Here is a 25984-nt window from a genome sequence, read left to right as displayed (position 1 = left end):
CACAAGAATCTGTTGCTGTTAATGTTACTGCTGCAGGAACTGATCCACAAGATACAGTTACGTTTGCAGGTAATGCCTCAACAAAGCTTGGTGCTGTTGTGTCTTCAACTGTGATAGTTTGAACATGTGATACTGAGTTACCACAAGCATCTGTTGCTGTCCAAGTTCTAGTGATTATTGTTGATCCTGCACATGAACCTGCTACTTCACTTTCTGTAAAAGTTACCGTTGCTGTTCCACAAGAATCTGTTGCTGTTAATGTTACCGCTGCAGGAACTGATCCACAAGATACAGTTACGTTTGCAGGTAATGTCTCAACAAAGCTTGGAGCTGTTGTGTCTTCAACTGTGATAGTTTGTTGAGCCGTACCAACATTTTGACAATCATCATATGCTTTATATGTTCTTGAAATAACTGTTGGACATGAACCTGTAAAAGTATCAATATAATATACTGATGTAATAATTGAAGTATCTGTTACAGTTCCACCCAATTGGTTAAATAATTGAATCGTAATTGCTGTTTCAGTTGCTGAATAAGGAGGCGTGTTTGAAACAAACTGCGTTCCACAACCTTGAACAGTCGTTGCTGAAGGTGCAGTTACAACAGGTGGAACAAGATCACCAACTGAAATAGTTGCTTGAAATGATTTTTCACAACCAAAAGAATCTTTAACCACAACGGAATAATTTCCTGGGGCTAAATTGGATACATTCTGAGTTGTTGCACCATTACTCCATAAATAAGTATAGGGTGCTGTTCCTCCTGAAACATTCAAATTAATTGAGCCGGTTTGACCTCCACTACATCCTGGCGAATTTACATCACCTGTAATCTGAAGTTCATTCGGACTATTAATTACAACTACAAATGAACTAGTTAGATTTTGAGAATCTGTAACAGTCAATGTTGCCGTATTAGTCAAACTATTATAAACATGTGTTGGATTGTCAATAGTAGCATCTGTTGTGCCGTTAGTGTCAAAATCCCATACATAAGTATAAGGCGGAATACCACCATTTGTGGTAGAATCAAAATTTACAGTAGTTTGATTACCTACTCTACAAGCAGTATAATCAAATTGAACTGCTAAAGGAGCAGCAATAATTGTATTACCACCAAACTCACATTGTGATTTGTTATAAGCATTACAAGTATAAGAATTTTGTAAATTAGAATTATTAGTAGTCCAAGTTACCAATACTCTTGATAAAGAAACTTCTTGACCACAAACCCAATTAAATGGACCAAACAATTGGCGTTGACCTGCACCGGGAGCTATATCCCCCATCCACACATTTAAAGAGGTAAGTACATTGTTAATATACAAATCGGCAAAAAGTCTACCATTGTGAACAGTAGAGTTTGAATTGGATGTATAATTTAACATCACATAAACCGATTGTGTAGTTCCGGGTATACAAGTCGTATTATTAATAGGAACTCCATTCACATTGGTTAAACTCAAATACACTTGATCCAAAGTATAGTTATTTGAAGTACAATTAAAGTAATTCAAATAATAACTAGGAGGATTACCACACAAACGTAAATCTGGTGTTTGCGGAGTAAATTGAGCGTATAAATTACTATAACTAATGAATATTAATAATAGTAAAAAAGATAATTTTGTTTTCATACTGTCTCTTTTAACAATCTATGATTTGATTTTTGATTATATTTTTTTGCTAACAAAACCGATTTAGATGAATAATCAACTAAAATGTTTTGTGGTAAAAAAAAGGTCAAAATAGAATTTGAAAATTTTTTTAAATCGATTAAGATTGGTTTTAGTAACCTTATCTTAATTTTAGTCTCTAGTGAGCAAACAAGTAAATATGTTATTAACTTGTTTTGTGGAGACCGGGTCTTGAAGGAAGATATTTTTTCTCTTTCCATAATACACTAGTGTTTGTTAATACTGTCATTTTGTAGATTTTGGGTTTAAAACTATTTTAATGCTTGTCTTCGAAAATTTATTTTTACGGAGCTAAGCTATATACATAATAAAAATTTTGTTCATTTTTTCTGTAACTAACCTAAAAACTCGATAAAAAACACATTTTTATACAATTTAGTGGTTTAAAATCACATAATTTAAATTCAATTCCTTCTGTTTTTTCCTTCATTTTAGACTAAAAATTGTTACTTTTAACAAGGTTATTAACAGTCCTTTTATCAGAAAAACTAAATTTTCTGAGTTCGAATGTATAAAGTTGAAATGAATAAAAAAAATATTTTATCGATTAAATGCATTTTTTTATCGATTAAAAGCGTTAAAAGTGTTTTTTATGTAAGAAATTATCACTTTATCAATCGATGAAGTGCAAATTAAGACTATAAAATACTTCTTTTGGAAAAGTAAAATCTAAACATTTTATTAACAATTGTAGAAATAATTACAATTTGAACAATAATTTATTCAACTGCAATAAATTTTGTACATTGGTACATAAACTTAAAAATGAATTAAAAATGAAAAATTTGATTTTAATTCGACATGCAAAATCTAGCTGGGATTCTCCTCTAATTGACAAAGAAAGATCATTAGCAACAAGAGGAATTAAGGATGCTCACTTAGTTGCTACAACTATAAAAAACAGCATACCTTCTAAAAATTTAATTTGGAGTAGTACCGCTAAAAGAGCCTCGGAAACAGCAATTATCTTTGCCCAAAATTTGTCATGGCCATTAGATAGTATAATTTTTAGAGATGAACTTTATACTTTTGATAGTAATGTGTTAGAGAAAATTATAAAATCATGTCAAGATAGTTATGAAAATGTTATTCTTTTCGGACATAATGAGGCTATCACAGAATTTGTTAATAAATTTGGGGACATTTATATTGATAATGTTCCAACTTCAGGATTTGTATCTATACAATTTGAAACACTAAATTGGTCATCAATAAAAAATGGTAAAACGAATAAAACCCTATTCCCAAAAGATTTAAAATGATTAAAGCCATTTCGTACCGCTATATTGACAGAGAAAAAAGTTGGTTAAATTTTAATGCGAGAGTACTACAAGAAGCAGCAGACCCAACTGTTCCGTTACTAGATCGTCTTCGTTTTTTAGGTATTTTTTCAAATAATTTAGATGAATTTTTTAGAGTTCGCTTCGCTGCAATTAGGCGATTGAGCTTATCTGGTCTTACCGGAGAAAAAGTGTTGGGTGGCATCTCTTCGCAACAATTACTAAATGACATAACTGAAATTGTAATCAAACAACAATCTGAAAGTTTACGAATTTTAAACAGCATTGAAAAGGAACTTGAAACGGAAGGCATCTATATCATTAATGAAAAAGAGATTACACAAGACCAAGAAAGCTTTCTAAACGATTTATTTGTTCAAAAAGTGAGCCCTGCCCTGGTAACAATCATACTTAATGACTTAGCTGAGTTTCCGATATTAAAAGATACTTCCGGCTATTTGGCTGTTAAAATGGTGATGAAACCGGAAAATGACGACGTAAAATCTGGATTTTTAGGTTTTAAAAAACCAAAAAAAGAAATTCGTTACGCAGTTATTGAAATTCCAAAAACAATCAATCGCTTTGTAGAATTGCCATCTACTGCAAATAAAAAATACATCATCCTTTTAGATGATGTGATACGATATAATCTAAATAAAATCTTTACAATTTTTAACTACGAGAGTATTCAAGCTCACATGATTAAAATTACTCGTGATGCTCAGTTAGAAATTGATAGTGATTTAAGTAAAAGTTTGGTAGAAAAAATTTCTGAAAGTGTTCGCGACCGAAGAATTGGCGAACCTGTTCGTTTTGTTTATGACCAAGCTATCGATAAAGATACATTAAAATTCTTTCTCGAAAAGATGAATATTGATGCAACTGATAGTATCATTCCCGGGGGTAGATATCATAACCGTAGAGATTACATGGACTTCCCAAATTTAGGCCGTTTTGATTTGTTATATCAAAGTAAAACTCCACTTCCGGTTGAAGGACTGAATTTAGAAGGTAGTATTCTTCAAAAAATAAGCACTAAAGATTATTTAATAAATGCCCCTTATCAATCATTTTCCTATTTGATAAAATTCCTTCGGGAAGCGGCATTAGACCCAAAAGTAGTAAGCATTAAAATTACTTTATACCGTTTGGCAAAAAATTCTCAAATAATCAGTTCGCTAATAAATGCTGCTAAAAACGGAAAAAAAGTTGTTGTTCAAATTGAACTTCAAGCCCGTTTTGATGAAGCCAGCAATATTTCTTATGCGGAACAAATGCAAACGGAAGGTATCGAGTTGATTTTTGGAATTAAAGGTCTCAAAGTACACAGTAAAATTTGTGTTATTGAACGATTAGAAGATGCTAAAATTAAACGTTATGGATTTATTTCAACAGGAAACTTTAACGAATCAACAGCAAAAGTTTATACAGATGTTACGTTGTTTACTTGTCATCAACAAATTTTAAAAGATGCTGCCAAAGTTTTCGATTTCTTTGAAGTGAATTATCGCGTGCATCGTTACAAACATTTGGTGGTTTCACCTCATTATACCCGAAACAAATTTTATAAGTTGATTGACCGAGAAATTATGCATGCTCTTTCGGGAAAAGAAACGTATATTAACTTAAAAATGAATAGTCTTTCTGATTATAGAATGATTGACAAATTATATGATGCCAGTAGAGCCGGAGTCAAAATAAAATTAATAATAAGAGGAATTTGTTGTTTAATACCCGGTGTTCCGGGAATGAGTGAAAATATTGAAGCCATCAGTATTGTAGATAATTTTTTAGAACATACTCGCGTTTTTATATTTGGAAACAATAACAAACCGGAAGTTTATATCTCTTCTGCTGATTTTATGACCCGAAATATTGATGCACGTGTTGAAGTTTCTTGTCCGATATATGATGAAAATATTAAAAAAGAATTGATAGATAGCTTTGACCTCGGATGGAAAGGCAATGTCAAAGCAAGATTGCATTCTGAAAAATTAGATAATAAATATCGTGTTCGAAATGAAAAAGAGCGAATTTTTAGAGCACAAATTGAAACCTACAATTATTACCGCGATAAACTTGATGTAATCGCAGAAGAATTATAAAAACCTCATGATAAAATTAAAAACATTTGCCGCAATTGATATTGGTTCTAATGCCATGAGGTTATTAGTAACTAACATCGTGGAACAAGAAGGCAAAGAAACACAATTCAATAAAAGTTCCTTAGTTCGTGTACCTATTCGTTTGGGACAAGATTCCTTTACTGTTGGAGAAATTTCAGATGAAAATATCGAGCGAATGGTTGATGCCATGAAAGCTTATAAACTTTTAATGAAAGTTCATAAGGTGGAAAAATATATGGCTTGTGCAACTTCGGCTATGCGTGAAGCAAATAACAACACTGAGATTATAGAAATTATTCAGCAAGAAGCTAACATTAAAATTGAAATTATTGATGGAAAAAAAGAAGCTGCAATTATTGCTACTTCCGATTTAAAAGAATACATCAGCACTGACAAAGCTTACTTATATGTAGATGTTGGTGGTGGTAGTACAGAGTTTTCACTGTTTTCAAACGGAAAAATTATAGCCTCAAAATCCTTCAAAAACGGAACTGTTCGAATGTTGAACAATATGGTAAACGAATTAGTTTGGATCGAAATTGAAAAATGGATTAAAATAAATACGGCTCCATTTGAAAATATAACCATGATTGGATCGGGTGGAAACATCAACAAATTGTTTAAAATGACCGGAAAACAACAAGATAAACCACTATCCTATTTGAATTTAAATGCACAATATGCCATGTTGAATGCCATGACTTATGAACAACGAATTAGTGAATTAAGTTTAAATCCCGATAGAGCTGACGTTATTATTCCTGCTACAAAAATCTATTTGAATGCCATGAAATGGAGCGGAGCTCGATATATCTATGTTCCTAAAATCGGACTTTCTGACGGTATAGTAAAAGCGATGTATTACGGAAGAATTTAAATATCTAAATCAAACGTTTTACGCAACAACTCCAAATTTGGATTGAGTTGGTTCAATCGATTGAATTTATCCTGAGGTGTAAAAGCACGTTTACTTTCCATGGATTCGTTTACATGCAGCTGGATTGACACATCATGATTGTGAAGCATTCCTCTTAAATAACCCAACAATTCGTTTTGAAGACGTTCAAATTCAATTCGTGTACCTTCATTTGGTAATTCATGAACAATAGTTGCTCCTTCTAATTTTGGATCATTAATCATCATCAACGAGTGCAGAATCATTTGTCCCTTGTCTTCTAATTTTTGGGCAAACTTGTTCCATTGCAACAACATATCGGTTTCGTTAAAGGGTTCTGTTGGATACTGAACTGTTTCTTTAACCATCGATTTTTGTTGGGCTTCCAACTCTCTCTTGGCTTTGATACTTGATAAGGAAAAAGCAGAAACTTTGTTATCTCCAGTCGATAAACCAATTGATTCTTGCTTTAATGAACTTACTATTTCAGTTGGCTTTACCTCTAATTCAGGCACAGGAACCTTATCTATTTCATTCTCTTTAACTGATAAAGAAGCAGGTTTTTCTTCTTCAACTGAAGTGGTTACTTCAATGGAACCTAATTTTCCTAAAAAATGAAAAGGTGGAATTATAAATCCGTTAACTTTTTTTTTTCTCCATCAAAAGTGATAGAGGCCAATTGCATCAAACATAATTCAACCAACAAGCGTTGATTTTGACTACTCTTATATTTCAAATCACAATCATTTGCCAGTTCGATTCCTTTTAACAAAAAGTCTTGTGAACAATTTTGAGCTTGCGTTCCGTAAAGTTTTTGCGTTTGCTCTCCAACTTCCAGTAATACCAAAGTTGCAGGGTTTTTACAAACAAGCAAATCCCTGAAATGTGAAGCCAATCCCTGAATAAAATGATGGGCATCAAATCCTTTTGCTAAGATTTCATTAAAGGAAAGCAAAACATCCGGAATCTTATTTTCGATTAATAAATCAGTTACATTAATGTAGGTTTCATAATCCAAAACATTCAAGTTTTCAGTGACGGCTTGACGTGTTAAATTATTTCCACAATAAGAAACTACTCGATCAAAAATAGACAACGCATCGCGCATGGCTCCATCGGCTTTTTGAGCAATGATGTGCAAAGCATCTTCTTCAAATGAAATGCCTTGACTTGTTGCCACATAAGCCAAATGTTCGCGTGCATCTTTAATCGTAATTCGTTTAAAATCAAAAATTTGACAACGCGACAAAATGGTTGGAATGATTTTATGCTTCTCTGTTGTAGCTAAAATAAAAATAGCATGACGAGGCGGCTCTTCCAATGTTTTCAAAAAAGCATTAAATGCAGCTTGCGAAAGCATGTGAACCTCATCAATGATATAAACTTTATATTGTCCTGTTTGTGGCGGGATGCGAACTTGATCAATTAGATTTCTGATATCATCAACCGAATTGTTTGAAGCAGCATCCAATTCAAAAACATTAAAAGCAAAATCTTCGTTGGGGTCATCATAACCCAGTTGGTTAATCTTTCGGGCTAATATTCTGGCACATGTAGTTTTTCCAACACCACGAGGTCCAGTAAAAAGCAAAGCCTGAGCTAAGTGATTGTTTTCTATAGCATTCAGCAATGTGTTTGTAATAGCTTGCTGACCCACAACATCTATAAAAGTTTGTGGTCTGTATTTTAAGGCAGATACTATAAATTGTTCCATTTTGATGGGATTGGATAGCAAATATAAAATTTAAAATTCGATTGACAAGTTACCAATTTTCATAAGTTATCCACAATAGCTTATTTGATAATTTAAACTTTTTTTTACTATTTTAAAACCGTGATTTTTTCATTTGAAATTTCAAAAACAGTGCCGTCATCTGCTAAATAAACCGGTTCAAAAACGGTTTTGGCTTCTTCTTCAAACCATTCAATTTTTTCATATCGTGTAGAAAAATGACCTAAAATCAGTGCTTTAACTTCTGCCAATTTTGCTATGGTTGCTGCTTGTTTTGCTGTGGAATGAAATGTTCGTTCTGCCAAATGCATTTCTTTTTCTAAAAACGTACTTTCATGATAAATTGCAGTTGCTCCTTTTATGTATGGAATAATCGATTCATCATAACTTGTATCAGAACAAAACGCATAACTTCGGGCAACTTCCGGATCAAAAGACAATGCCTCATTAGGAATCACACTTCCGTCTTCCAGTGTAATATCGCCACCATATTTTACTTTTTGATAGTATAATTTATCGATGGAATAAGCTTCTAATTGCTCAATATTAAGTTTTCGTTCTTTGTTTTTTTCTTGAAATAAAAATCCATTCGTATAAACCCGATGCTTCAATGGAAATGAAGAAACAACTACTTTCTCATCTTCAAATAAAACGGAAGGATCTTTTGTGGTTAATTCATGAAAATACAAGTTATAACCCGTAAACGAATTGCCATATCGCAATTGCAATAAAATGATTTCTTTTATTCCTTTGGGACCATAAACATGTAAATCACTTTCTCTGTTCAACAACATAAATGTAGAAATTAAACCTACTAATCCAAAAAAGTGATCACCATGTAAATGCGAAATAAATATATGATTGATTTTTGAAAACTTAATTTTTTGTTTTCGCAACTGCACTTGAGTTCCTTCGCCACAATCAATCAAAAATAAATGATTTTTTATCTCTAAAACCTGAGCCGTAGGATTGGTGATGGTTCGTGGTGTTGCGGCATAACAGCCAAGAATAGTTAGTTTCAATTAATATTGCGGGTTACGGGTTGCGGGATTTTGTTTAATGAAGTATATTGAATACTCTCTACTCAAAACTAACAACTCCCTACTTTTAAAATCCTAAATCACGTTCAATTTCTTCCATTTCAATAATATCGTGTGCTTCTAAAAGAGAGGGTACAACTGTCATTTTTGAAGGAACTGCATTAAAATCAATACCATCAACAACGATAACAAATGATTTTTTTGCTTTTTTATGCATTTTAGACAAATCACCAAAAAGTTTTATTTCCTTTAAAGTAATATCTTTATCTTGTGACATGTCCAAAATAAGGTTTTGTTCTTTATAGCTCTGATATTGTGTGGTTACTTTATCTAAAAAAGCCAAACAATCACCTTGTGTGTTTCGCAGTGTAGTGGTATGTCCTTTTATGTCTACTTTCATTTTTTTTTGAGGTTCTGAGATGCTGAGTTGGTGAGGTTCTGAGTTACTCTGCTCCTAATATACAAAATTTATTTAATTTTTGAAGCTAAAAGATAAATTACTGCCATTCGAATAGCAACTCCATTTTCAACTTGATTCAAAATAACTGATTGTTTTGAATCGGCAACATCCGAAGTGATTTCTACTCCTCTATTAATTGGACCGGGATGCATGATAACAATTTCTTTGTCTAAAGAATCCAATAATTCTTTATCCAATCCATATTGTTGGGCATATTCTCGTGTTGAAGGAAAATAATTCACATCCATTCGCTCATTTTGAACACGAAGCATGTTGGCAACATCACACCAAGCTAAAGCTTTGCGTAAATTGGGTTCTACTTTTACACCTAAACTTTCAATGTGTTTTGGAATCAAACTATTTGGACCGCAAACTTTTACTTCTGCTCCTTGCATCTGCAAAGCGAAAATATTGGATAATGCCACTCGGGAATGTAATATATCACCAACGATGACTACTTTTTTTCCGGCAACATCGCCTAGTTTCTCTCTGATAGAATAACTGTCTAACAAAGCTTGTGTTGGATGTTCGTGTGCTCCATCACCGGCATTAATGATACTGGCTTTTACATTCTTAGAAAGAAAATAAGCCGCTCCCGGATTTGAGTGTCGCATCACCACCATATCTACTTTCATTGAAAGTATATTATTAACAGTATCAATAAGCGTTTCTCCTTTTTTTACTGACGATTGTGCTGCCGAAAAACTAATCACATCGGCTGAAAGTCGCTTTTGAGCCAATTCAAAAGATAATTTGGTTCTGGTACTGTTTTCAAAAAAAATGTTGGCAATAGTAATGTCACGCAAAGAAGGCACTTTTTTAATCGGTCGATTGATTACTTCTTTAAAATGATCGGCGGTTTCAAATATGAGATTGATATCTTCTGGTTGCAGGTATTTGATACCTAATAAATGGTTGACAGTTAGTTCAGACATTGTTTAGGTTGATTTATTTTGTGTTGTGGTATCTAAATAAACAGCGTCTTCGCCATCATTTTCTATCCAACAAACTTTTACTTTCTCATCATTTATAGCATCTACTTGTCTTCCTCGATAATCGGGTTGAATGGGCAAATGGCGACTAAATCTTCGGTCAATTAAAACCAATAGTTCAATTTCGGCCGGACGTCCAAAGGATTGAATGGCCGTTAAAGCCGAACGAATGCTTCTTCCGGTATATAAAACATCGTCAATAAAAACGACTTTTTTATCTTCAACAATAAAATCTATTTCAGTTTTATTAGCTTCTAGTGGTTTTTCTCCTCTGCGAAAATCGTCTCTAAAAAAAGTAATATCCAACAAACCCATTTGTATGGTAGCAATTTGGTATTCTTCTTTTAATATTTTTGCTAATCGTTTTGCCAAAAAGGAACCTCGGGGTTGTAATCCAATTAAAATAGTGTCCGAAAAATCAAGATGTTTTTCAATGAGTTGACAAGCCAAACGGTGGAGAATGATATTGACTTCCTTTGAAGTGAGCAATATTTTTTGACTCATAATAGTGCGTTGTTTGGTTGGTAAAGATATAATTTTTTTGTGATTTGTTTTAAAAAAAATCCCGTTAGTAACTAACGGGATTATGAAATTAATTTATGAATACATTTTTTTTCTCAATTCTTTTACTTTATCGTCGTCCAAATATTCATCAAACGTCATGTAACGGTCTATAACCCCATTTGGCGTTAACTCGACAATTCTATTGGCAACTGTTTGTGCAAACTCATGATCATGGGTTGTAAACAACACCGAACCTTTGAAATTTTTCAAGGAATTATTAAAGGCTTGAATCGATTCCAAATCTAAGTGACTTGTTGGTTCGTCAAGCATTAAAACATTGGCTCGCAACATCATCATTCGTGAAATCATACATCTCACTTTTTCACCACCTGATAAAACACGTCCGGTTTTTAAAGCCTCTTCTCCTGAGAAAATCATTTTACCAAGAAAACCTCTTACATATACTTCATCGCGTTCTTCTTCGGTTTTTGCCCACTGGCGTAACCAATCAACCAAAGTTAAATCATTTTCAAAAAACGAATGATTGTCTGCCGGAAGGTAGGATTGATTCGTAGTGATTCCCCAATTAAAGGTTCCGGAATCCGCTTTTTGATTGCCATTTAAAATTTCATAAAAAGCGGTGGTAGCTCTTGAATCTTTTGAAAACACAACTATCTTATCGCCTTTTGCCATGTTCAAATCTACATTTTTAAACAACACTTCGCCTTCAAGCGTACTGCTTAATCCAACTACATTCAAAATTTGATCTCCGGCTTCTCGCTCTTGATCAAATATAATGGCAGGATATCTTCTGCTGGAAGGTTTTATTTCATCTAAATTTAATTTTTCAATCATTTTTTTACGCGACGTAGCTTGCTTTGATTTTGCAACGTTGGCACTAAAACGACGAATAAATTCTTCTAATTCAGCTTTTTTCTCCTCTGCTTTTTTGTTTTGTTGAGCTCTTTGTTTGGCTGCTAATTGGCTACTTTCATACCAAAAAGTATAGTTTCCTGAATAGTGTGTGATTTTTCCAAAGTCTATATCGGAAACATGAGTACAAACCGCATCTAAAAAGTGACGGTCATGCGATACAACTAAAACTGTATTTTCATAATTGGCTAAGAAATTTTCTAACCAACCAATGGTTTCAAAATCCAAATCGTTGGTAGGCTCATCCATGATTAATACATCAGGATTACCAAATAAAGCTTGAGCTAAAAGCACTCTCACTTTCAATTTTGCATCCATATCAGCCATTAACGTATAATGAAACTCTTCAGAAATACCTAAGTTTGATAATAAGGTGGCAGCCGAGGAATCTGCATTCCATCCGTTCATTTCTTCAAACTGCACTTGCAACTCCCCTATTCTATCTGCATTTTCATCAGTATAGTTAAGGTATAAATCATCCATTTCTTTTTTTACGGCAAACAAAACTTTATTTCCCATCATGACAGTTTCCAAAACCGTATGTTCATCAAACATATTGTGATTTTGGTTTAAAACCGACATTCTTTTTCCGGGCTCAAGTATAATTCTACCTGATGTTGGATCTAAATCACCAGAAATAATTTTCATAAATGTTGACTTTCCGGCACCATTGGCTCCAATAATTCCATAGCAATTGCCTTGGGTAAAAGTTACATTTACTTCATCAAACAAAATTCTTTTTCCAAACTGAACCGATAAATTGGATACTGTTAACATTCTTTTTTATTTATTTTTAATGTGGTGCAAAAGTAGAAAAAATTAGTGGAGTTTTATAAGTATCTTATTTAGAATAAAAATAGGTTTATTTTAACTGTCTATTAACAAGGAGTAACAACAAATAAAAATACATTTGTTATTCATAATACCTTATAATACTTTAATGATTGCCTATTCAAAAAAATTACTTCCATTATTTTCTGTAGCAACTCTATGTTTATTATTTTCATGTAATAAGGAGTTCTCTAGTGATAATTATATAGCTTATTTTGGTGGTGAAGTTGTAAATCCAAAAAGCAATTATGTCCTTTTTCTCAAGAATGACGAAATAATTGACACGCTTTTTTTGAACGAAAAAAATCAATTCTTCAAACAATTTGATTCGCTTGCTCCGGGAATGTATACTTTTAAGCACGATCCGGAATACCAATATGTATATTTTGATAAAAATGACAGTTTGATGGTCCGAATCAATCCTGTTGAATTTGATGAATCTATTGTTTTTTGCGGAAGAGGTGACGAAAAAAACAATTTCTTGATGGAATTGTATCTAAAAAATCAAGAAGATAGAAGTACAATGTTTGATATTTTTGATTACGACACTAAAAAATTTCAAGCTACAATTGATGCTTCTTTCAAGAAAAATCAAAACTTCTACTCCAAGAAAAAAGAAAATATAAAATGGAATGATGATTTTGATATCTATGCCAATGCCACTTTACAATTTCATCATAATTCAAAAAAAGAAATATATCCGATTGCTCACAAGTTAAGAACAGGAAAAATCATAAACGATTCTTTACCAAAGAATTATTATGACCATAGAAAAAATATTGATTACAATAATGTTAACCTGACTAATTATTCGCCATTTGTTCGCTATTTAACTTACATGATGAGCAATGTTTCTTATAGTAATGTAAATTCAACCAACACTACTACAGAAGCTTTAGAAATACATTTGCACAAATTGAATATTGCAGATACTTTATTTAAATCTGCAAAAGTGAAAAACAAAATACTAAATTCAGTTGCTTTCTCTTATTTATTAGAAGATCAAAATAGTGAAAACAATGCACAATTTATCAAACGCTTTAATGATTTATCTACAGATAAAGAAAGCTTAGAAGAGATAAATAAATTAGCCAACTCGATTAAATTACTTAAAGTTGGAGCAGAATTACCCGAAGTTAGTTTGTTGGATTTAAACGGAACAAAAATTAGCAGCAAATCCATTTTAAAACGTAAAAGTGTTATTTTCTTTTGGACTTCCAACGCTTCATCTCACATAACGGCTTGTCATAAAAAAGCAATTGATTTTCAAAAAGCATATCCTGATTACCAGTTCATCGCTATCAACATTGACGACAATCATGAGGAATGGATTCAATTATTAAAACAATATAAATTTGGTGTTGTTAATGAATTTAGAGCTGCTGATTTTGACGATTTAAAAAGCAAATGGGCCATTAATAAACTACAAAGAACTATTATTATTGATCAAAATGGTACCATCAAAAATGGTTTTGTTAACTTGTTTGAAGTCAACTTTACAAATTATTTAAAATAAAAAAATCCCGCTTCGAGTAAAAGCGGGATTTTTTTTATCTTATTTATTATTGATTTGCTTTAGCATGATCAGCTAAAAACTGAGCCAAACCAATATCAGTTAACGGGTGTTTCAGTAAACCTAAAATCGCTGATAAAGGTCCGGTCATGACATCGGCACCAATTTTTGCACAGTTAACAATGTGCATGGTGTGACGAACAGATGCAGCTAAAATTTGTGTATCATAACCATAATTATCATAAATCTCGCGGATTTCTTCAATCAACATCAATCCATCAGTTGATACATCATCCAACCTTCCAATAAAAGGGGAAACATATGTAGCTCCTGCTTTTGCCGCTAACAAAGCTTGTCCGGCAGAAAACACTAACGTTACATTGGTTTTAATTCCTCTGTCTGAAAAATATTTACACGCTTTAATCCCTTCTTTAGTCATTGGTAATTTTACCACGATTTGTTCGTGTAATTCCGATAACTCTTCACCTTCTCTTATCATTCCGTCATAATCGGTTGCGATTACTTCGGCACTTACATCGCCGGTTACAATAGTACAAATGTCAACATAATGTTTCAAAACATTATTTTTTCCGCTGATGCCTTCTTTGGCCATCAAAGACGGATTGGTTGTTACACCATCTAAAACACCAAGAGCCTGAGCTTCTTTGATTTGATCGAGGTTTGCGGTGTCAATAAAAAATTTCATATGTGAGTTGTGTTTAAATTCGGATGCAAAGTTACTATTTTTGTTTCAGGTTTCAAATTTCAAGTTTCAAGTTTCTGGTTAAGCAAAATACTTAATTTATTTCTCGCAAAGTCACAGAGTCGCAAAAACTAAGTTCGAAATTTGCGTCTTTGCTTCTTTGCGACTTTGCGAGATGTTTTTTTTCATTTTTTCATTGCATGAAAATAGCGAGATGGAGCAACAACCTATATTTAAAGCTTGTAATGCTTCATTAACATCTTCTCATACATTTTATCAGGCAAAATTCGTTTTAAAACAACTGAAAAACGTTGGAGAAAACTTCCTACTTTATAATGAACATTCGGTTTTGATGTTTCAATAATTTTATGAATTGCAAACGCCATTTCGTCAGGATTACTCCCTGAATCGACATGTTCGTCCATCATTTTTAGTGAATTTCCGTAAGGAATGCTATAGGCTGAATCATCATTTAATGGAGCATGATAACGACCGGAAGCAATATTGGTGGCAAAATCGCCGGGAGCTACATTGGTTAATTCAATGCCGAATGATTTTACTTCCATGCGAATAGCTTCTGTGATAATTTCCAATGCACCTTTTGAGGCGGAATAAACACTTCGATAAGGCAATCCCATATAACCGGCAATGGAAGTAATATTGATAATTAAACCTGATTGTTGACTTCTCATTTGAGGCAAAACGGCTTTTATCACTTCAATAGGACCAAAAAAATTAGTTTCAAAATTGTTTTTGATTTCTTGGGTGGGGATTTCTTCGAGCGGACCGGTAATTCCAACTCCGGCATTATTAATGACAACATCCAATTTACCTTCTTTATGAATTAATTTGGAAATAGCCGATTCAATGCTATTCACATCCCTAACATCCAATTGTAATAAAGGAAAAACAGAATCTTTCACTTGATTTGGATTTCTACTAGTTCCATAAACAACATAGCCTTTTTGATGCAGAAAAGTGCCAATTGATTTACCAATTCCGGAGGAACCGCCAGTGATGAGAATAACTTTTGACATGGTTAGGTTTAAAAGTCAAAGATAGTAATTAGTGATTTGTGAATTGGACATTGTTTTCAAAAATCTTCTATCAAACTAAAAATAGACTTAATCAAATGAAGGATTACTCAAATGATTTAATTAGGATAAAAAAAGAAGAAGTAATTGTAAAAACGAAAAACGGTAACAGAGAAGAAATAAAAAATGGCAAGCGACCTACATCGCACCGCTACAACCACATACCTTTGCTGTGTTCCCACCCTGGAGGAGTTTGCAGGAGCTGGTCGTGTAGGACTTGCCGATGCAAATATACAATCTTTTTATGTTTTTACAAGTAATTTTAGTCGAATCAAATCCTTATATTTGTGGCTTTACTAGCAAATAAATTCATGAAAAAACGTAACTTATTATCATTCATTTTATTAAGCACACTTCTTTTCAGTTGTGACGATTCTAAAAAAGATAAATCCGATTGGTTTTCTTTTAATACTTCTGTAATAAAATCACAATACAACCCGTCGGAATCGGCTACATTCGAAATTGTTAATGCAAAAAATAAAGCAATTGACAGCATTATTTATTATGTTAACAATAAAAAAATAGGTCGCGTAAACGGTAACGAAAAATTGAATTTTGCTTTTGCTAACGAAAAGTTGGGTTATCAAAATATAAAAGCACTGATTTATTTTGAAAAAGAATATGTAGAAACCACTTATCGCTCCGAATTAGTTTCAAATATTGAACCGAAAATTCTGTCTTATTCTATTGTTAATGTTTATCCGCATGACATCAAAGCCTATACGCAAGGATTGGAATTTCATCGTGATACGCTTTACGAAGGAACCGGAAACGGTGAAGGTGCAGGAACTCGAACTAAAGGAAAATCAAGTTTAAGAAAAACAGATTATAAAACGGGTAAAGTACATCAAATTGTAGAACTTACTGATGATTTATTTGGTGAAGGAATTACTATTTTAAACAATAAAGTGTACCAACTAACCTGGACAAGCTTAGTGGGTTTTGTTTACAATGCCGATAATTTAGAACGTATCAAAACATTTAATTATACCAAACGCATTCAAGGTTGGGGTTTATGTAACGACGGAACCAATTTATATCAAACCGATGGCACTGAAAAAATTTGGATAATGAATCCCGAAACATTTGAAATGACTGATTATATCAACGTTTATGCCGGTGCTTCAAAAATAAAAGCTCTCAACGAACTGGAATGGATTGATGGTAAAATCTTTGGGAATGTTTACCAAAAAGATGCTATCGCTATCATTAATCCTAAAACCGGAGCTATTGAAGGCATCATCAATTTATCTGAATTGAAAAAGCAAGTCACACAACATCCGGATATTGATGTTTTAAACGGAATAGCCTACAATCCTAAAACAAAAACTATTTTTGTGACAGGAAAAAATTGGGACAAAATGTTTGAATTAAAAGTGAATTTTGATTAACCTTTTTGTTCCAATAATAAATCAATTATAACGTCATTTTCAATTTCCTCCAAACTTTTATACTGCAACGATTTCACTTGAGATCGCCCCTCGCCTATCAATTTATTTTGATGTAATGTCAAGCTATAACCTCTAAAAAAGGCAACATCAACATACTGGCGTTTGTGACTCGCATTCAAATAGATGAAAGGCTTTTTATCTAAATAATAAAACGGAATAGCATACTTAAATTGCAGTTGCACTTCGGGCAATGTCGCTTCAATTATTGCCTGAACATGCAATAAAATAGAACGATAGGGTTCGGGTTGATTTAAAATATATTCCTCGGCTGGTTTCATTTTTCAAAAATAATCTAAAAATGTTTTGGTCAGAATAAAAATTATATTTTACTTTGCATCTCAAAGTACTTTAAAAATGGAAAACGAGAAATACCTCAACGACCTTTCTGAAATCAAAAATTTGATGAACCGTTCCTCACGCTTTTTATCGTTGAGTGGACTTTCAGGGATTTTAGCCGGAACCTATGCATTAATTGGAGCATGGTTGGCTTATAAAACGATTTACTTTGATACATCTACAATGGGAGCTTATAAGAATTTAGTAATATCAGAAGAGGCCGTTATTCGACTATTGGTGATTGCCACATCTGTAGCTTTACTTTCTTTGCTAACCGGAATTCTATTAAGCATTCAAAAAGCAAAAAAGAACAACGAAACCATTTGGAACAGCACAGCCAGAAGATTAGTAATAAACTTTTTAATTCCGTTGGCTACCGGAGGTTTCTTTATACTATTTCTTATTGAAAAAGAAATGTTAGGTCTAATTGCTCCTCTCACCTTAATATTTTACGGATTAGCTTGTTTAAATGCCAGTAAATATACAATAGGAGGTGTTCGTTATTTAGGATTAACCTTTATTGTTTTGGGCTTACTTTGTACCTGGTTTTTGGGCTATGGCTTATTATTTTGGGCAATAGGTTTCGGCGTTTGCCACATTTTATATGGTAGTATTATGTATTTTAAATATGAAAGAAATTAAATAATTGGATTATCCGATTTTAAGATTTTTGGATATTTAGATTCTTTTCAATTTTTCAAATTTTTCAAATTTTATCAATCTGTGTTCCAAAAAAAATAGTAATTCCTTTCCTTTGCAAAATGAAAAACATCATCCAAAATATAAACAAAGCCTTTGACCATCGAATACGACTGGGTATCATGTCGATTCTGATGGTAAATGAAAGTGCCGATTTCAACACCTTGAAAGAATTGTTGGGTGCAACTGATGGTAACCTTGCCTCCCATGCTAAAGCCTTAGAATCTGAAGAATATATCGCTGTTGAAAAACAGTTTATTGGTAAAAAACCAAACACAAGCTACAAAGCCACAAAATTGGGAAAAAAAGCATTTCAAGATCATATTGAAGCTCTTGAAAAATTAATCAAAAAAAACTAATCTATTTTTTTATCTATTAACTTTGAAATACAAAGTACTTTTAATATGAAAATTATAAAACACTATTTGAAAACAAAAAAACAAGAAGCACTTATGCTGTCTTTGTTAACACTATTTTGCTGTGCATTGTTACTGATTCGGGCCAAAACTTCCCAAAGCATTTTCTTTTTCTTTTTGATTTGGAATTTATTTTTAGGTGGCATCCCCTACTTCATTGCTCAATTTTTAAAACTATCGATAAAATTTCAAGAAAACAAATGGCTACGAATTAGTACGTTGTTGGTTTGGCTGCTATTCTTACCTAATTCATTTTACATTCTAACTGACTTTTTTCATTTAAACAAATTCAATAGTGTTCCCGTTTGGTATGATTTATTAGTAGTTGCAACATTTTCTATAACCGGATTTTTGTTTGGACTCTATTCACTTTTTACCATTCAAAAAATACTAACTATACATCATTCAAAAAATTTGAGTCGGATAATTGTATTTCTTAGTGTTTATCTAACAGCATTTGGTATTTACTTAGGTCGTTATCTTCGTTTCAACAGCTGGGATGTCATTACAAATCCGATTGACTTATTTACAAATTTGTTTTCTTCTTTATTTTCAACTGAAGTACAACAATTCACTATTGGATTTGGTACTTTTTTATTCGTTATCTATTTCGTGGCAGCTACTTTAACTTTTAAAAATCAAAACACATAAACTATGACAAAAAAAACGTATGCCACAGTTACCGGCAAATTCTCTACTCAAGTCGCCATCACTTCATTTTTGATTGGAACACTAGTATTCATATTGAGTCAACTCTTTCCAAAAGTAGATTCCATCTTTATCATTGGTATTTTTTATGTGATGATTGCCTTATTTGTCAATGGTGTTGTATTTCTGAATCTCGTGCATCATTTTCTTTTTTTTAGAAATCATAGAGAATACTTCGGTATCAAAATCCTAATCGTAATGGCTAATATTCCCATTGCTGTAGGCTATTTTTATATCACTATTAATCGAATCAATCTTTTTACTTTCTAATTTCTATTAATCCAAAAATCTAATAATCTAACAATCTAAAACATTTCACTCATGGAAAAACAGACCAATTTCTTTCAGTCCAACACCGCAAAAATCATCATGGTTGGCTTTTTAACGCTTATTTTATTAATACCTCTTCAATTTGTTAAAAGTTTAATTGAAGAACGAGCTGTTCGTCAAAAAGAAGTCGTTTCGGAAACTTCTTCAAAATGGGGAGAAAACATCTATTTCTACGGACCAATTATTAAAATTCCTTACAAACAAACTAGCGAAGTAATCGAATATGATGGTAAAACCAACCAACAAATTAAGAAATACATCACTGAAACAAAACTGGCTTATTTCTTTCCAGAGGAATTAAAAAACACTACAGATGTCACAATGGTGAAACCTTTACAACGCAGTTTGTATAAATCGAATGTGTTTAACGCACAAATGGATTTTTCGGGAAGTTATGTAATTCCTAATTTTAAAATCAACTCGATAGCAGATGAAAATATCCTTTGGGATAAAGCCACCGTAATGATTCGAACCACCAATTTGAAGAGTATCAAAAGTCAAGTCAATTTTAAATTAGGTGATTCCGTCTACCGTTTTGAACCTACACAAAACAAACAAAACGATTCGATGTCGACGTTAGAAACCGGATTGGTAAACTTGCAATCGCTTCGTGAAAACAAAAAACAAGATTTTACTTTTAACATCAATTACAACGGAAGTAAGATGATTCATTTTGCTCCGATTGGCAAAACGACTTCAGCAAAAATGACTTCCAATTGGCCGTCACCTAGCTTTTCGGGCAACTTTTTACCCAATGACAAAAACAAAAAAATTACCGACAAAGGTTTCGAAGCCGAATGGGAAGTGTTGCACCTCAACCGACCTTTTCCACAACAATCGTTTGAAGTTTTGCCCAATGTGAAACCACATGCTTTTGGTGTTGATTTTATCACAACTGTAGATCAATACCAACAAAACGAAAGAGCATCTAAATATGGATTTTTGGTGATTGGATTGACTTTTTTAATCTTTTTCCTGATTCAAAGTATCAGCAAAATCAACATTCATATTTTTCAATATTCGATGATAGGACTGGCATTGATTATGTTTTATACGTTACTAATTTCGATAACCGAACACAGTAGTTTCACTTTGGCTTATGTAGTTGCCGGGATTTCAGTAATTGTATTGATTTCACTCTATTCCATCTCGATTTTAAAGAACAAAAAGTTTCCGGCTTTCATCGGGATATCGCTTTCAGGGTTATACACTTTTATTTTTGTGATCATTCAAATGGAAGATTATGCGTTGTTAGTGGGAAGTATTGGTTTATTCTTGATCTTAGCTGCTGTGATGTATTTTTCTAGGAAGATTGATTGGAGTATAGGGAATTAAATCTCTCGCATTAAACAAAGGTTTACAATAGTACTTTGTGACCTTTCGGGATAACAAACAAAAAAAACGGAAACAACTAATCAAAGTGTTTCCGTTTTTCTCATTCATTCCTTTTCATTAAGATAGTACATTTAAAATGCTAACTAGTCTTTTTCATAAACTGAAATAATACCGCTTGCATCTTTTAATTTCAACTCTGAAAGAGTAAGATTCATAATATCCTGCACCTTTGTAACACCATCAATTGTAGTAGTTAGATTATTATGTGATCTTGAATAAGATCCGGTTTTTGTAATCAACTGACAAGCGGTTGTTGTTGAATCATATTCACCTTGATTTACATCATTGTCAATCTTAAGATCAATATAATCTTTATCACAACCAGGCTCGTTTTGTGGAGCATCAAATAATACTTCTTGACCATTAATTACAGACCCTACTTTAGTAATATTCCATTTTCCTATTACAGGAAGTAATGTTTCACCATCATTATCATCATCACTACAAGAGGCGGTAAATAATCCAATACTTAAGGCTAAGGCGAATAACAGACTTCGATTTTTCATTTTTTTTTGTTTAAATTGTTAGGTGTAAAATTAATTGGAATAAAGCGGGATAATGTTACAGAGTTATAGCTATATTTTGTATGATTATTGCTTTGAAAACTTTCAGAGACATTTGATATCTATTATTTACTAACAAATTTTAGAATTTAGACAGGTTCATTTCGGTTAGATATTAATTGTAAATACAAACAAAAAACCCAACAATCACTTGTTGGGTTTTAATATAATAATTGGTTCATTTAGTGGCTTCCCTCCGCTTCAATTTCATCCACATTTATTCCTTGTTTTTTCAAAATTCCTTTAACCAAAACGGCAAATAAGGTCAAATAAACAAAACATATAACCGGAATTATATATGAATTATGAATACCAATAATATCTGATAATTTACCTTGCAAAGGCGGAATAATGCCGCCTCCCAAAATCATCATCACTAAGAACGCTGAACCTTGAGCGGTATATTTTCCCAAACCAATAACAGACAAACTGAAAATAGCCGGCCACATAATACTACATGCTAAACCACCGGCTAAAAAAGCATATATAGCAACCATTCCATCTGTTGTCAAACCGATCAACATAGCTATAATTCCCATTAATCCAAAAATGGTTAATGTTCTTGCCGGTTTATCTTTACAAATAAAAAAAGCAATGATTTGAATAAAAACACAAAAAACATAGTAGTATAAAGGAGTCATGTCTTTATCAGCTAAAGTATTTACCGTTAAAATTATCGCAAAGGCAACCAAAGGCACAACAACCAAAGCAATGGCTTTTTTGATGCCTCGTAAATCAAAAACAGCTATGGCTCCGGCCCATCTTCCTATCATCAAACTTCCCCAATACATTGAAATATAAGGTGCAATTTCCGAAGATTGTAATCCGCCGAATTCTTTTAAACTTAATAATTCTCCTAAATTACTTCCAACGGCAACTTCCACACCAACGTAGGTAAAAATGGCTAACATGCCCAAAACCAATTGCGGATATTGCATAGCTCCCCAACCTTCGCTATTTTTTTGTGCACTTTTATTCGCATAAAGCAAACCGGCAACAATCACAAGTAAAGCAGCAGAAAGCCAATACATTCGTTGCATTTCCAAAGGATGTTTTAATACCTCTATTTGAGAATTTAGTTGGATTAATTGTGATTCATAGGAAACTGCTTCTAATGACGTTTGTGTTTTTAAGCTTGCTACTTCCTCATGCAAAGCAGCTATCTTTAATGCTTCCTCACTTTTATAACTTGAAAATACCGGAGCAAAACAAATAGCCAATAATCCGGTCATAATCACTAATGTGGTTAAAGCTTTGTTGGCTTTTTCTATGGGTTCATTAGAAATGCCATCTGGAACTTTCTTAGAAAAGAAAAATAGAGCAGCTGCAACTAAAAATAGAATCCCAACACCTATATATAATAAGATTACTTTGTCTAATCCCAAACTTTTTATTTGCTCATCACTAACGGAAGCTGTTGTTCCAAATAATGCAAAGGCAACAATCAGCGGACCAATAGTCGTTCCGAAAGAGTTAATTCCGCCACCTAAATTTACACGACTGGCTCCTGTTTTTGGATCTCCCAATAAAATTGCAAATGGATTTGCCGCGGTTTGTTGTAATGAAAATCCCAAGGCTACTATAAATAATCCAACCAACATCCCGGCATAAACATTAGCTTGAACCGCTAGAATCATAGCCCCAGCTCCAAGTGCAGAAAACAATAATCCATAAACAATACTTCTTTTATAACCCCATTTACTGACTAAATCAGAACCACTAAACGCTCCAAAAGCAAACAATAGTAAAGCTCCTAGATAGTAAGCCGTATAAAAAGCAAAGTCTATCAATTGTGATTGAAATTGATCTAACGAAAAATAGTTTTTACAAAATGGAATAAAAATACTGTTTCCTGCGGCTATAAATCCCCAAAAAAAGAAAACAGTAATTAAGGTGTAAAGTGCAGGATAATTGGTTTTGGTTAGACTTGTATTCATCTGCTGTAAAAATTAAAGTAATTGGTTAAAATAATAAAATTTGAATACCAATTCATTCAATTTAAATGGATGCATATTCAAATATTTTTTAAATATACAGCTATGATAAATTTAAAATACACCAAGCAAGTAATAGTTATTAACCAATTAATTTTCATAACTCAAAAGTCAAAAAAAAAGTTGGCTAACTTTAATTAAGATTTTACTTTATCAGAATCCACAAAATCCTGAAGATAACTAAATTTCGGAGTTAATTTACCGTTTTCAGTCATTTTTGCTCTTTCAAGAATACCTTCTTTGTCATTGTTAAAGAAAGAAGGAATCACATGCTTAATGAACATTTCACCGAAACCTTCGCTGGCATCTCTTGGAATTTCACAAGGTAAATTGTCAACAGCCATGACCATAATGGATGCCGGATGAGTAACCGGAACTTCTTTATCTTCATTGGGCAAATAGCCATAAAAAGGATCTGCTATGGTTGAAGAACGCAACGTACAAGCAATCGGTCCTTTAACATCACAAGAAATATCAGCTACAATTTTCAGCTTATTTGTTGGCGACTGCAACATAGCTCTGGTTAAAATAGCAGGAGCATCGTTAGCATAATAATGACCCGTGATAAAAACATCTGCTACTTTAGTAAATCGTTCAAAGTCCGAAACATAGTCTTTCGGATTTAAATAAAAATCTTGATTATTCAAAACCTTACTGTCTTTTCGCTTGTTATATTCCAAAACGTCCAATTGAACATAAACCGGATTAGTGTAGGTTTTGGTTAAAAAATCTTCCGCTGAAACTTCTTTGATCTTCATGGCATCCAAAATTTCTTTGGAACCCATACCAACTTTACCTTTGCCGGTTAAAACAATTTTAATAGGCGGTAAAAAGGGTCGTTTCAAACGCGTAATCAATTCGTCTCTTCCTGATAATGTTTCTGCTTTAGCCAAATTAAATAACTCATATTTAATTCCGAAAGCTCTGAAAGCATTATACGTTCCTACTATTCCCGCATATCTCCCAAAACCAATTAATCGACTATTATTTTTATCAACAATAGTCTCGTGGTCAATTAAAGTAATGTTTTTATCTAAAATAGTTTGAAGTAATCGTCTATTATAGGGCTGTTTTTTTATTGTATGTGAAAAGAAAAAGTAGGTCTTATTTGGAATCAAAGCATCAGTTGGCACTTCTTTAACACCAAAAAGCACATCACAATCACTCATGTCAGTTGTCACCTCAAAACCAACAGTTTTATAATCGTCATCAGAATAAATGCGAATGTCTGAACTTTCAACTTTTATTTTAATTTGGGGAAATTGTGTTTTAATATCAAGAAGAGCTTGAGGAGAGAAAACAACTCTTCTATCCGGTGGATTTTTTCTTTCTTTTATAATACCAAAAATCATAGCAAGTAGGTTTTATTCTGTTGTAAACGAATTAATTATGTTATATTTTAACATTCAGAATTCATTTTGTTTCAAATATAACAAAAATGATTATTCTGGACAAATATAAACATTATAAATTTTGGTGTATATTTGCGGTCTGGTTTTTGTTACGAGTTGGTACAACAGATAACTGATAACCGATAACGGAAAACAGAAAAAATGGGGTCGACCGGTTTTGACAGCAGGTGGAACTAAACGGTAAGCACGTCGAGCATTGGACATTTGGCTCGTAAATATCAAGGTTCACAACTTATAAACGGCGAAAATAATTACGCTTTAGCTGCTTAATCTGAATTATAGTAAGATTTGCCTCGTTCCTACCAGGTAGGAAAGCTGGATTCACCTCAAAAGCCTTGGTTTGTGGCGTTTGATTCAGGTGAACCGTAAAAATAAACCTAGGAAGGGTAATGCTTTGAATCCCTTCTGACAACTATAAAGCTAAGCAAGAAGTGGCTGCCTTTGGCCTTGCTTTTTGTCGAAAACTCAATCAGAGGATAAACGCGTAGAAAGCTCTTTGGTTGCTTGTTTGGACGAGAGTTCGATTCTCTCCGACTCCACAATGAAAAACAAAAAACGCCCTATTTTCAATACTTTGAAGATAGGGTGTTTTAATTTGTGCCGACCGGGTGCCGACATTAGAAGATTTTTTTAAATAATTCTTACTAATTGCCTTCATCATTCCTGGAACGATCTGAATGAGCAAAGCTCAAAATTGATCCTACTAATTGCCTTCATCGTTCCCGGCACACTCTCAATGAGCATGACTCGAAATAGTTGCCACTAATTATGATATTGGTTCCCGGCACACTCTCAATGAGCATGACTCTAAATAGTAGTAACTAATTGTGATATTGGTTCCCGGCACACTCTCAATGAGCATGACTCTAAATAGTTGT

24 protein-coding genes and 2 other RNA genes are annotated in these 25984 nt (G+C 32.9%); 11 read left to right on the top strand and 15 right to left on the bottom strand.

Annotation, left to right across the window (positions count from 1 at the left end; all coding sequences use genetic code 11):
* Positions 1–1639 (bottom strand): SprB repeat-containing protein (locus tag IEV15_RS09725; RefSeq protein ID WP_444542647.1); only part of this gene is annotated, 1639 nt, incomplete at its 3' end.
* An 836-nt stretch (positions 1640–2475) separates the two neighbouring features.
* Between IEV15_RS09725 and IEV15_RS09720 the strand changes: the two genes are divergently transcribed.
* Genes IEV15_RS09720 through IEV15_RS09710 form a run of 3 tightly spaced genes read left to right on the top strand, consistent with a single transcriptional unit; the run spans position 2476 to position 5982 of the window.
* A complete protein-coding gene (locus tag IEV15_RS09720) occupies positions 2476–2961 on the top strand; it encodes a SixA phosphatase family protein (protein ID WP_188362329.1) in 486 nt (161 codons plus the stop codon).
* Entirely contained in the window at positions 2958–5084 is a 2127-nt protein-coding gene (ppk1, locus tag IEV15_RS09715) for a polyphosphate kinase 1 (protein WP_188362328.1), read from the top strand. The genes IEV15_RS09720 and ppk1 overlap by 4 nt, the downstream gene beginning before the upstream one ends.
* 7 nt (positions 5085–5091) lie before the next feature.
* Positions 5092–5982, top strand: a complete 891-nt coding sequence (locus IEV15_RS09710; RefSeq protein WP_188362327.1) for a Ppx/GppA phosphatase family protein — start codon at positions 5092–5094, stop codon at positions 5980–5982.
* On the opposite strand, the gene IEV15_RS09705 is transcribed toward IEV15_RS09710, so the two are convergent.
* From IEV15_RS09705 to IEV15_RS09675, 7 genes are all read right to left on the bottom strand, one after another.
* On the bottom strand, positions 5979–6515 hold the full coding sequence (locus IEV15_RS09705; RefSeq protein WP_229734131.1) for a DUF8439 domain-containing protein: 537 nt from the start codon (positions 6513–6515) through the stop codon (positions 5979–5981). The genes IEV15_RS09710 and IEV15_RS09705 overlap by 4 nt on opposite strands.
* A gap of 113 nt (positions 6516–6628) precedes the next feature.
* Complete coding sequence (gene dnaX, locus IEV15_RS09700) at positions 6629–7714, bottom strand: DNA polymerase III subunit gamma/tau (RefSeq protein WP_188362326.1); 1086 nt, start codon at positions 7712–7714, stop codon at positions 6629–6631.
* A 107-nt stretch (positions 7715–7821) separates the two neighbouring features.
* Complete coding sequence (locus IEV15_RS09695) at positions 7822–8754, bottom strand: ribonuclease Z (RefSeq protein WP_188362325.1); 933 nt, start codon at positions 8752–8754, stop codon at positions 7822–7824.
* Between the two features lie 85 nt (positions 8755–8839).
* Entirely contained in the window at positions 8840–9172 is a 333-nt protein-coding gene (locus IEV15_RS09690; protein ID WP_188362324.1) for a ribonuclease Z, read from the bottom strand.
* 68 nt (positions 9173–9240) lie between these two features.
* Entirely contained in the window at positions 9241–10167 is a 927-nt protein-coding gene (locus IEV15_RS09685) for an aspartate carbamoyltransferase catalytic subunit (RefSeq protein ID WP_188362323.1), read from the bottom strand.
* 3 nt (positions 10168–10170) lie between these two features.
* Positions 10171–10728, bottom strand: coding sequence for a bifunctional pyr operon transcriptional regulator/uracil phosphoribosyltransferase PyrR (pyrR, locus tag IEV15_RS09680; RefSeq protein WP_188362322.1), 558 nt, complete (start codon positions 10726–10728; stop codon positions 10171–10173).
* Positions 10729–10821: 93 nt separating this feature from the next.
* On the bottom strand, positions 10822–12438 hold the full coding sequence (locus IEV15_RS09675; RefSeq protein ID WP_188362321.1) for an ABC-F family ATP-binding cassette domain-containing protein: 1617 nt from the start codon (positions 12436–12438) through the stop codon (positions 10822–10824).
* A gap of 133 nt (positions 12439–12571) precedes the next feature.
* Between IEV15_RS09675 and IEV15_RS09670 the strand changes: the two genes are divergently transcribed.
* On the top strand, positions 12572–14008 hold the full coding sequence (locus IEV15_RS09670; protein ID WP_229734130.1) for a TlpA family protein disulfide reductase: 1437 nt from the start codon (positions 12572–12574) through the stop codon (positions 14006–14008).
* A 46-nt stretch (positions 14009–14054) separates the two neighbouring features.
* Here the strand turns inward: IEV15_RS09670 and fsa are convergent, their stop codons facing one another.
* The 3 genes from fsa to ffs form a co-directional block, all read right to left on the bottom strand.
* The gene (fsa, locus tag IEV15_RS09665) at positions 14055–14711 is read right to left on the bottom strand and encodes a fructose-6-phosphate aldolase (RefSeq protein WP_188362319.1); all 657 of its coding nucleotides are present in this window, start codon (positions 14709–14711) and stop codon (positions 14055–14057) included.
* Between the two features lie 230 nt (positions 14712–14941).
* The gene (locus IEV15_RS09660) at positions 14942–15745 is read right to left on the bottom strand and encodes an SDR family oxidoreductase (RefSeq protein WP_188362318.1); all 804 of its coding nucleotides are present in this window, start codon (positions 15743–15745) and stop codon (positions 14942–14944) included.
* A 182-nt stretch (positions 15746–15927) separates the two neighbouring features.
* Positions 15928–16025: signal recognition particle sRNA small type (gene ffs, locus IEV15_RS09655), an RNA gene on the bottom strand.
* 88 nt (positions 16026–16113) lie between these two features.
* Between ffs and IEV15_RS09650 the strand changes: the two genes are divergently transcribed.
* Positions 16114–17193 (top strand): glutaminyl-peptide cyclotransferase, encoded by a 1080-nt coding sequence (locus IEV15_RS09650; protein WP_188362317.1) that lies wholly within the window; start codon positions 16114–16116, stop codon positions 17191–17193.
* Here IEV15_RS09650 and IEV15_RS09645 read toward each other — a convergent pair.
* Positions 17190–17531, bottom strand: a complete 342-nt coding sequence (locus IEV15_RS09645) for a DUF1801 domain-containing protein (protein WP_188362316.1) — start codon at positions 17529–17531, stop codon at positions 17190–17192. The two genes, IEV15_RS09650 and IEV15_RS09645, sit on opposite strands and share 4 nt — an antisense overlap.
* Before the next feature lie 76 nt (positions 17532–17607).
* Here IEV15_RS09645 and IEV15_RS09640 point away from each other — a divergent pair, with 76 nt between their 5' ends.
* The 5 genes from IEV15_RS09640 (at position 17608) to creD (ending at position 21077) form a co-directional block, all read left to right on the top strand.
* Positions 17608–18231, top strand: coding sequence for a hypothetical protein (locus IEV15_RS09640; protein WP_188362315.1), 624 nt, complete (start codon positions 17608–17610; stop codon positions 18229–18231).
* Between the two features lie 119 nt (positions 18232–18350).
* Positions 18351–18647 (top strand): winged helix-turn-helix domain-containing protein, encoded by a 297-nt coding sequence (locus IEV15_RS09635; RefSeq protein ID WP_188362314.1) that lies wholly within the window; start codon positions 18351–18353, stop codon positions 18645–18647.
* 45 nt (positions 18648–18692) lie between these two features.
* A complete protein-coding gene (locus tag IEV15_RS09630) occupies positions 18693–19355 on the top strand; it encodes a DUF1361 domain-containing protein (RefSeq protein WP_188362313.1) in 663 nt (220 codons plus the stop codon).
* 3 nt (positions 19356–19358) lie between these two features.
* Entirely contained in the window at positions 19359–19682 is a 324-nt protein-coding gene (locus IEV15_RS09625; RefSeq protein WP_188362312.1) for a hypothetical protein, read from the top strand.
* Positions 19683–19733: 51 nt separating this feature from the next.
* Entirely contained in the window at positions 19734–21077 is a 1344-nt protein-coding gene (gene creD, locus IEV15_RS09620; protein ID WP_188362311.1) for a cell envelope integrity protein CreD, read from the top strand.
* Between the two features lie 143 nt (positions 21078–21220).
* Here the strand turns inward: creD and IEV15_RS09615 are convergent, their stop codons facing one another.
* The 3 genes from IEV15_RS09615 to IEV15_RS09605 all read right to left on the bottom strand — a co-directional run bounded on the left by IEV15_RS09615 (position 21221) and on the right by IEV15_RS09605 (position 25046).
* Complete coding sequence (locus IEV15_RS09615) at positions 21221–21643, bottom strand: lipocalin family protein (protein WP_188362310.1); 423 nt, start codon at positions 21641–21643, stop codon at positions 21221–21223.
* Positions 21644–21882: 239 nt separating this feature from the next.
* Entirely contained in the window at positions 21883–23637 is a 1755-nt protein-coding gene (locus IEV15_RS09610; protein WP_188362309.1) for an MFS transporter, read from the bottom strand.
* Positions 23638–23831: 194 nt separating this feature from the next.
* Entirely contained in the window at positions 23832–25046 is a 1215-nt protein-coding gene (locus IEV15_RS09605) for an NAD(P)-dependent oxidoreductase (protein WP_188362308.1), read from the bottom strand.
* A 203-nt stretch (positions 25047–25249) separates the two neighbouring features.
* Between IEV15_RS09605 and ssrA the strand changes: the two genes are divergently transcribed.
* Positions 25250–25648, top strand: a transfer-messenger RNA (tmRNA) gene (gene ssrA / locus IEV15_RS09600).
* Positions 25649–25984: the final 336 nt, after the last annotated feature.

Source organism: Flavobacterium orientale, assembly GCF_014638005.1.
Taxonomy (GTDB): Bacteria; Bacteroidota; Bacteroidia; order Flavobacteriales; family Flavobacteriaceae; genus Flavobacterium; species Flavobacterium orientale.
This window is presented reverse-complemented; position numbering and strand designations above follow the sequence as displayed.

Coding starts and splice junctions, on each gene's coding strand:
- IEV15_RS09720 (WP_188362329.1), top strand. CDS start 2,476: ATGAAAAATTTGATTTTAATTCGACATGCAAAATCTAGCTGGGATTCT.
- ppk1 (WP_188362328.1), top strand. CDS start 2,958: ATGATTAAAGCCATTTCGTACCGCTATATTGACAGAGAAAAAAGTTGG.
- IEV15_RS09710 (WP_188362327.1), top strand. CDS start 5,092: ATGATAAAATTAAAAACATTTGCCGCAATTGATATTGGTTCTAATGCC.
- dnaX (WP_188362326.1), bottom strand. CDS start 7,714: ATGGAACAATTTATAGTATCTGCCTTAAAATACAGACCACAAACTTTT.
- IEV15_RS09690 (WP_188362324.1), bottom strand. CDS start 9,172: ATGAAAGTAGACATAAAAGGACATACCACTACACTGCGAAACACACAA.
- IEV15_RS09685 (WP_188362323.1), bottom strand. CDS start 10,167: ATGTCTGAACTAACTGTCAACCATTTATTAGGTATCAAATACCTGCAA.
- pyrR (WP_188362322.1), bottom strand. CDS start 10,728: ATGAGTCAAAAAATATTGCTCACTTCAAAGGAAGTCAATATCATTCTC.
- IEV15_RS09675 (WP_188362321.1), bottom strand. CDS start 12,438: ATGTTAACAGTATCCAATTTATCGGTTCAGTTTGGAAAAAGAATTTTG.
- fsa (WP_188362319.1), bottom strand. CDS start 14,711: ATGAAATTTTTTATTGACACCGCAAACCTCGATCAAATCAAAGAAGCT.
- IEV15_RS09660 (WP_188362318.1), bottom strand. CDS start 15,745: ATGTCAAAAGTTATTCTCATCACTGGCGGTTCCTCCGGAATTGGTAAA.
- IEV15_RS09650 (WP_188362317.1), top strand. CDS start 16,114: ATGAAAAAACGTAACTTATTATCATTCATTTTATTAAGCACACTTCTT.
- IEV15_RS09645 (WP_188362316.1), bottom strand. CDS start 17,531: ATGAAACCAGCCGAGGAATATATTTTAAATCAACCCGAACCCTATCGT.
- IEV15_RS09640 (WP_188362315.1), top strand. CDS start 17,608: ATGGAAAACGAGAAATACCTCAACGACCTTTCTGAAATCAAAAATTTG.
- IEV15_RS09635 (WP_188362314.1), top strand. CDS start 18,351: ATGAAAAACATCATCCAAAATATAAACAAAGCCTTTGACCATCGAATA.
- IEV15_RS09630 (WP_188362313.1), top strand. CDS start 18,693: ATGAAAATTATAAAACACTATTTGAAAACAAAAAAACAAGAAGCACTT.
- IEV15_RS09625 (WP_188362312.1), top strand. CDS start 19,359: ATGACAAAAAAAACGTATGCCACAGTTACCGGCAAATTCTCTACTCAA.
- creD (WP_188362311.1), top strand. CDS start 19,734: ATGGAAAAACAGACCAATTTCTTTCAGTCCAACACCGCAAAAATCATC.
- IEV15_RS09615 (WP_188362310.1), bottom strand. CDS start 21,643: ATGAAAAATCGAAGTCTGTTATTCGCCTTAGCCTTAAGTATTGGATTA.
- IEV15_RS09610 (WP_188362309.1), bottom strand. CDS start 23,637: ATGAATACAAGTCTAACCAAAACCAATTATCCTGCACTTTACACCTTA.
- IEV15_RS09605 (WP_188362308.1), bottom strand. CDS start 25,046: ATGATTTTTGGTATTATAAAAGAAAGAAAAAATCCACCGGATAGAAGA.